We start from the raw sequence: 7,132 nt of genomic DNA on the forward strand, positions 1-7,132 counted from the left end.
GACTAAAGATGTCAAGAATAGCGTCCAGCCTGTCGCCAGATGCCCCCGAATTTCACAGGATCGAGGCATGACATGAACGACCTGACGCCTGCGCGCCTGCGCGAACTGAAACGCGACGCGGCTCTGCGCCCCTATGACCTTGCTGCGCAGCTTGGTCTGTCCGAGGCTGCCCTGGTCGAGGCCGAGCTTGGCCATGGCGCGACCCGCATCGACCCGAGGCCGGGGCGCCTGATTCCCGCGGTGCAGGCCCTGGGCGAGGTGATGGCCCTGACGCGCAACCGGTCCTGCGTGATCGAGAAGATCGGCACCTACAATCACTTCCATGACGGCGATCACGCCGCGATGACGCTGGACACGGAAATCGACCTGCGGATCTTTCCACGGCATTGGGTCCATGCCTTCGCGGTTCAGGCGGACACGCCATCGGGCACGCGGCGGTCGGTGCAGGTCTTCGACGCGGCAGGCGCCGCGGTCCACAAGGTTCATCTGCGCGAGACCAGCGATCTGGCGGCGTGGGATCGGCTACGGACCGATCTGGCGCTGGCCGATCAGCACAGCCTTTCGGACTACGCCCCCGCCCCCGCCCCTGAAGGCGCCCGCATCGCTCCTGACCGGGCGGACGCCTTGCGGGCCGAATGGGCGGCGATGACCGACACGCACCAGTTCAACACGCTGGTGCGGCGGCTCAAGATGAACCGTCTTGGCGCCTATCGGCTTGTGGGCGCCCCCTGGGCGCGGCCCCTGGCAGCGGCAGCCTCGGATGCGATGTTCCGCGCCTTGCTGGACCAGGGTCAGCAGGTCATGCTGTTCGTCGGCAATATGGGTTGCATCCAGATCCATTCCGGCCCGGTGCAAAGCCTCAAACCGATGGGGCCGTGGCTGAACGTGATGGATGCGCGCTTCAACCTGCATCTGCGCGCCGATCATGTGGCCGAGGTCTGGGCGGTCGAGAAACCCACCAGGCGCGGCCCGGCTTTGTCGGTCGAGGCCTTCGACGCGGCGGGCGAACTGATCTGGCAATGTTTCGGCATGAGACCGGACAAGGGTGGCGATTCCGAGGGCTGGGCCGCGCTGGTCTCGGCTCTGCCAGCGGCCGAGCGTTCCGCATGAGGGGTGTGGCGCTTCTGCTGGCGGCACTGATGCTGCCGCAGGCCGTGCTGGCCGACCGGGTTCTGGCCCTTGGCGGCGCGGTGACCGAGACCATCCATGCGCTTGGTCAGGGTCACAGGCTGATCGCGCGTGACACGACCTCGAGCTATCCGCCCGAGGTGCTGGAGCTGCCCGATGTGGGCTATGTCCGCGCGCTCTCGCCCGAGGGCGTGCTGTCGGTGCGCCCCGATCTGATCATCGCCGAGGAAGGCGCAGGCCCTCCCGAAACGGTGGATATCCTGAAGGCGGCGGGCATCCCCTTTCATCAGATTGCCTCGGGCGAGGATGAGGATTCGGTCATCGCCCGGATCGAGGCCGTCGCCGAGGCGCTTGGCACGCCCGAGGCCGCCGCCACGCTGCTGGCGGCGATTCGCGCCGATTTCGCCGCGCTTGCGGCGGCGCGCGATGCGGTCGATCGGCCCGCGCGGGTCATGTTCATCCTGTCGCTGCAAGGCGGGCGGGTTCTGGCCGCGGGGCAGGATAGCGGCGCAGATGCGATGCTGCGCCTGGCCGGGGCCGAAAATGCGGTCGCGGGCTTTTCCGGCTACAAGCCCCTGACCGACGAAGCGATCACCGCCGCGGCGCCGGACATCATCCTGATGATGAACCGCGGAGAGGCCGACAGCGATCACGGTGCCTCGGACGCGGCGCTTCTGGCCATGCCCGCGATCGCCACCACGCCTGCGGCCCGCAACGGCAGGGTGATCCGCATGGACGGGCTGTATCTGTTGGGCTTCGGCCCCCGCACCGGGCAGGCCGCGCTGGACCTGCACCGCGCCCTCTACGAGGTGCCATGATGGTCGCCACCGAAATGGGCCTGCGCCTCGAAGGAGACCGTCGTCATATCGGGCGCATGGTCGGCATCTGCCTGCTGGCGGCGCTGCTGGTCATGTCGGCCTTGTCGCTGATGCAGGGGGCGTCGGGCGTGTCGGGGCTGGTGGTGCTGCGCGATCTGATCGCCGGGCGCGAAGTGGCAGTGACCGACCGGGTCGTGCTGTTGCAGATCCGCCTGCCGCGTCTGCTGACGGGCATTCTGGTCGGCGCAGGTCTGGCCGTGTCGGGCGCGGTGATGCAGGGGCTGTTTCGCAACCCTCTGGCCGATCCGGGCCTCTTGGGCGTCAGCGCGGGCGCGGGTCTGGGCGCGATTGCGGCTATTGTGCTGGGCGGGATGCTGCCGCCCGCCATCGCGGCCCTTGCGGGCTGGCATCTGGTGCCGCTGGCGGCCTTTTCGGGAGGCTGGGTCGCGATGCTGGTCCTTTATGCGGTGGCGACGCGGGGCGGGCGGACCTCGGTTGCGACGATGCTGTTGGCGGGGATCGCGCTGGCCGCGATGGTGGGCGCGCTGTCGGGGCTGATCGTCTATTCCGCCGATGACGCGCAGCTGCGGGATCTGACCTTCTGGGGGATGGGCTCGCTGGCAGGGGCCAGCTGGACCAAGCTGGCCGCCGCCGCGCCGGTCATTCTGGCCGGACTGGCCTGCGCGCCCTTTCTGGCGCGCGGCCTGAACGCGCTGGCTTTGGGCGAGGCCGTGGCCGCGCATACCGGCATCCGCGTCCAGCGCGTCAAGACGGTGGCTATTCTGGGAACCTCGGCCGCGACAGGAGCCTCGGTCGCGATCTCGGGCGGGATCGGCTTTGTCGGCATCGTGGCGCCGCATCTGCTGAGGCTGATCCAGGGACCGGATCATCGCTGGCTGCTGGTCAATGCGGGCCTGCTGGGCGCAACCATGCTGATCGCCGCGGACATGGTCAGCCGCAGCATCGTGGCGCCCGCCGAATTGCCCATCGGCATCATCACCGCCGTCATTGGGGGGCCGTTCTTCCTGTGGGTGCTTTTGTCCAACCGCAAGGTGCTGGGATGAGCCTTTCCGCCTCTGCCCTGCATGTGGCGCTGTCGGGGCGCATGGTGCTGCACGGCGTCGATCTGACGGCGCGGGCCGGGCAGGTCACGGCGATCATCGGGCCGAACGGCTCGGGCAAGACGACGCTGCTGCGCGCCCTGACCGGAGAGGTCGCGCCCAAGGCGGGCCGCGTCACGCTGAACGGCGCCGACATCGCCGGCCAGCCGCCCGAGGCGCTGGCCCGCCAGCGCGCTGTCCTGCCGCAGCACAGCGCCCTTGGCTTTGCCTTTACCGCGTCCGAGATCGTGGGCATCGCGCTGGAGGGCCTGCCCATCCCCTCAGCCGAACGCGCCGTGCTGATCCGTGCCGCTCTGGCCGAGGTCGGGCTGGCCGGCCATGCCGGCCGTCTGTGGCAGGACATGTCGGGCGGCGAACAACAGCGCGCGCAACTGGCCCGCGCGCTGGCCCAGATCCGCGCGCTGCCCAGTCCGGACGGCCCGCCCCGATGGCTGATGCTGGACGAGCCGGTGAGCAGCCTGGACATCGCGCACCAACTGGCCGTGATGCGGCTGGCGCGGGACCACGCGCAGGCGGGCGGCGGCACGGTCGCGGTGATGCATGACCTGAACCTGACGGCGATGGTCGCGGATCACGTGCTGCTGCTGCAAGCGGGCCGTGTCCTGGCCGAGGGGCCGCCCGATCTGGTCCTGACCGACCGCCTGCTGGAACGCGCCTATGGCTGCCCCCTGCGGGTGCGTCATGCGCCCGACCAAGGCGTCTGGCTGCTGCCGCAAAGTGCCGCATGATCGAGGGCTTGCCCTTGGCGCGGACCTTTCCCAATCTGGCGACACGACACAACCCGCGCCCCTTTCCGTCGCCCTGCACCAAGGCCCTCTTTGCCGCTGTTCGACCGCATCCTGATTCTCGACTGGTCGGCGGCGGGATCGCCGAAACGGGGCCGCGATTCGATCTGGATCGGCGGCGACCGCAGTCCCGCCCGGAACCCCGAGACGCGCCGCCGCGCCTGGAAGCTGCTGGGCTGCGCCCTGTCGCGGGCGCGCAAGACGGGCGAGCGCGTGCTGGTCGGCGCCGATTTCGCCTTTGGCCATCCGGCGGGGCTGGCGCAGCGGATCACCGGACAGCCGGGTGCGTTGGCCTTGTGGGATCATCTGGGCGCGGCGCATCGGGACGATGACCGCAACCGCAGCAACTACCGCGATCTGGCGGCGGCGATGAACCGCGCGCTTGGACAGCCGGTCTTCTGGGGCGACGGGCGCAAGCTGCCCACGCCCGACCTGCCGCGCCTGAAGCCCGCACCGCATCCCGACCTGTCCCAGCGCCGCGCGACCGAGACCGCCAGCGGCACGGCACGCCCGAAATCGGTCTTTCAGCTGGCGGGTGCAGGGGCGGTCGGTGCCCAAAGCCTGACCGGAATCGCCTGGCTGAACCGTCTGCGCCGCGTGCCGGGCGTCGCGGTCTGGCCCTTTCAGCCCTGCGACGAGGCGCGGGCCGTTCTGGCCGAGGTCTATCCTTCGCTGATCGGGCAAGGCGTGCGGGCGGCGGAGGGCTTTTCCTGCCGCGACGAGGCCGAGGTGACAGTGCTGGCCCATGTCCTGCGCCATCTGGACGATGCCGACGCGCTGGCGCCCCTGTTCATGCCGCATCCGGCGATCACGGCGCTCGCCGATGAAGGGCAGATCCTCGGTTTCGGACACCAGCCTGCGTTGGAGGCCGCCGCAGAGGCCGTGCTGGCCGCGCGGCCCTGGGGCGATCAGCTGCCGGATCAGCGACCGGGCGGCGCGGTGGATCGGCCGACGACCAGTTCGGCCTCGAGCAATTCCTGAACGGGGGTCGGGTCGCCGGTCTCGATCCGGTGGATCAGCATGGCGGCAATACGCTGCCCCGCCAGTCGGACCGAGGACCGCATCGCCGTGAATTCCGGCACCGCGTCGCGGTTGCTGTAATAGGACAGGTCGTCATCGAAACAGACCACCGACAGGTCGCGCCCCAGTTGCAGCCCCGCTTCCTGCGCGGCCTGACGCACGCCCTCGGCGATCATGGTCGAGGAACACAGGATCGCTGTCGGGCGCGGATCCAGCCGCAACAGGTGCCGCGCCGCACCATATCCATGCGCAACCGTCATTTCGCCGCCCGGCATGTCCGGGCCGGGTGTCAGCCCCGCATCGCGCAGCGCGTTCAGATAACCTTCGCGGCGGCGAAGGGCGAAATCCATCCGTTCGTCCCCGTTGATCAGGGCGATGCGCCTGTGGCCCAGCTGGATCAGGAAGCCGGTCGCGCGCTCGAAGGCGCGGCGATTGTTCACATCTACCCAGGAATAGGGCTCGGACCGACCCGAAACGCGGCCATGCACGACATAGGGCATTCCCAGCCGATCCAGCAGCGCGGGGCGCGGGTCGTCATGGCGGGTGAATTGCACGATCACGCCGCCGACCATCTGTCGCGACTTGAGGCTGCGATAGGCGGCTTCCTGTTCGTCATCGGGCAGGACGGTCAGGTTGATCTCGTATTTGTTCCGGGCGCATTCCTCGCCCACCCCGGCCAGGAAATCGGCATAGATCGGGCTGACGATCTCGTTACGGCCGGTGATGGGAATGACGCAACTGATGACCGGCGCGCGGCCCGTCGCCAGAAAGCGTGCATGGGCATTCGGGCTGTAGCCATGTTCGCGCGCGGCGGCGATCAGGCGCGCGCGCGTCTGTTCGTTCACCTCGGGATGGCCGTTCAGCGCGCGGCTGACGGTGGTTTGCGACATGCCCACCAGCCGGGCGAATTCCTTGAGCCTCATGTCCTGCTTGCCGTTGGGCCGGGGTCGTTATGGCGGTGGCGGAACCGCAGACGCGCCGCGATCGTGCCGCCGCATGGCGCGGCACGAAACATCATAGACGCCACACGCTTACCGGCGCAAGCATCGCGGCACGCGGCGGGAACGCCCGGCCTTGTGCCTTCGTTGGACCATGCCTCATGCTGCAAGGAGATTTCATGAGCAACCGCGCCCTGGCCATTGCCGTCCTGATCGCCGCCATCGCCTTTGCCGCATCGCCGGTGATCTTCCCCGAATTTGCGGGCTACCGTCCCGACCTGTTCCCGATCCCGCAAGAGAACCCACCTGTGCAGCCCGCGGGCTGGGCCTTTTCGATCTGGGGAGTGATCTATGGGTGGCTGATCCTGGGCGCAGGCTACGGGTTGTGGCGCCATGCCGATGATGGCGACTGGCGTCCGATGCGGCTGTGGCTGCTGGCCAGCCTGGCCGTCGGCTTCTTCTGGATCCCGGTTGCAAACCGTCTGCCGGGCCTGGCCACGCTGATGATCCTGGCGATGATGGCAACGGCGGTCACGGCGATGATCCGGGGCGGGCGCGGGCATCCCTGGCTGGACTGGCCCGCCGAACTTTATGCTGGCTGGCTGACGGCGGCTTCGGGCGTGTCCATCGGCGTCTGGCTGGGCGGGCATGGCTGGCTGTCGCCACAGGTGGCCGCGATCCTATGCCTGATCGGCATTGGCGCGGCCGCCCTGGCGATCCAGTCGCGCCGACCGCTGGAATGGGCCTATCCGGCGGCGGTGATCTGGGCGCTTCTGGGCATCATCGCCGCGAATGCGCCGCGCGGAAACTGGGTGATCGTCGCCTTGGCCGCCCTGGCCGCGATTGCGCTGTCCGGGCGCATCTGGCAGGCTTACGCGCGCAGATAGCCTTTGCGCTTCAACGGGGGCTTTGACGTGTCACCTTGTGTTGCCTGGACTGGCCGCCGCGATAAGAGTGCCGACCGGCCGGCGGGTGCTGCCGAGGCGCCGGGCCTCACCTTCCCCTTGATCGACGGGGGCGTTCCAGACAGCATGACGTGGCGCGGGCAACCGGTTCCGGTGGCGAACACCGCCATGCGGCTTTTACGGCCAGTTGCGCGAGATGAAGTCCCTGCACGAGACCCACGGCACGAAGGGACTGGCCGTGCCGTTCGATGATTTCGGGGCATTTCGATTTTTTGCTTTTCGGGGTCGGCTCGGCGGGCTGAAGCCTACAGGACGCGGCTTGGCGTGGGGCTTCCGCGGTGGTCGTTTCCCCGCCGGTGGTGTAGCTGACGGGTAGCCCCGCTGGCCGCACGCGCGCTTTCCCATAGCGCCGTAGCG

The 7,132-nt window shown here is 68.9% G+C and carries 7 protein-coding genes; 6 read left to right on the forward strand and 1 reads right to left on the reverse strand.

Annotation, left to right across the window (positions count from 1 at the left end; genetic code table 11):
• Positions 1-72 precede the first annotated feature (72 nt).
• The 5 genes from KY389_RS10250 to KY389_RS10270 all read left to right on the forward strand — a co-directional run bounded on the left by KY389_RS10250 (position 73) and on the right by KY389_RS10270 (position 4,833).
• Entirely contained in the window at positions 73-1,110 is a 1,038-nt protein-coding gene (locus KY389_RS10250; protein WP_219830836.1) for a hemin-degrading factor, read from the forward strand.
• Entirely contained in the window at positions 1,107-1,946 is an 840-nt protein-coding gene (locus KY389_RS10255; RefSeq protein WP_219830837.1) for a heme/hemin ABC transporter substrate-binding protein, read from the forward strand. Before KY389_RS10250 ends, KY389_RS10255 begins: the two co-directional genes overlap by 4 nt.
• Positions 1,946-3,010, forward strand: coding sequence for a FecCD family ABC transporter permease (locus tag KY389_RS10260; RefSeq protein WP_219830838.1), 1,065 nt, complete (start codon positions 1,946-1,948; stop codon positions 3,008-3,010). Before KY389_RS10255 ends, KY389_RS10260 begins: the two co-directional genes overlap by 1 nt.
• The gene (locus tag KY389_RS10265) at positions 3,007-3,795 is read left to right on the forward strand and encodes a heme ABC transporter ATP-binding protein (RefSeq protein ID WP_219830839.1); all 789 of its coding nucleotides are present in this window, start codon (positions 3,007-3,009) and stop codon (positions 3,793-3,795) included. Before KY389_RS10260 ends, KY389_RS10265 begins: the two co-directional genes overlap by 4 nt.
• A gap of 90 nt (positions 3,796-3,885) precedes the next feature.
• On the forward strand, positions 3,886-4,833 hold the full coding sequence (locus KY389_RS10270; RefSeq protein WP_219830840.1) for a molybdopterin guanine dinucleotide synthesis: 948 nt from the start codon (positions 3,886-3,888) through the stop codon (positions 4,831-4,833).
• Here KY389_RS10270 and KY389_RS10275 read toward each other — a convergent pair.
• A complete protein-coding gene (locus KY389_RS10275) occupies positions 4,773-5,795 on the reverse strand; it encodes a LacI family DNA-binding transcriptional regulator (RefSeq protein WP_219830841.1) in 1,023 nt (340 codons plus the stop codon). The genes KY389_RS10270 and KY389_RS10275 overlap by 61 nt on opposite strands.
• A gap of 194 nt (positions 5,796-5,989) precedes the next feature.
• Here KY389_RS10275 and KY389_RS10280 point away from each other — a divergent pair, with 194 nt between their 5' ends.
• Complete coding sequence (locus tag KY389_RS10280) at positions 5,990-6,697, forward strand: tryptophan-rich sensory protein (RefSeq protein ID WP_219830842.1); 708 nt, start codon at positions 5,990-5,992, stop codon at positions 6,695-6,697.
• The last annotated feature ends 435 nt before the right edge of the window (positions 6,698-7,132 follow it).

Origin of the sequence: Paracoccus bogoriensis, assembly GCF_019431455.1 — a bacterium.
GTDB lineage: Bacteria > Pseudomonadota > Alphaproteobacteria > Rhodobacterales > Rhodobacteraceae > Paracoccus > Paracoccus bogoriensis.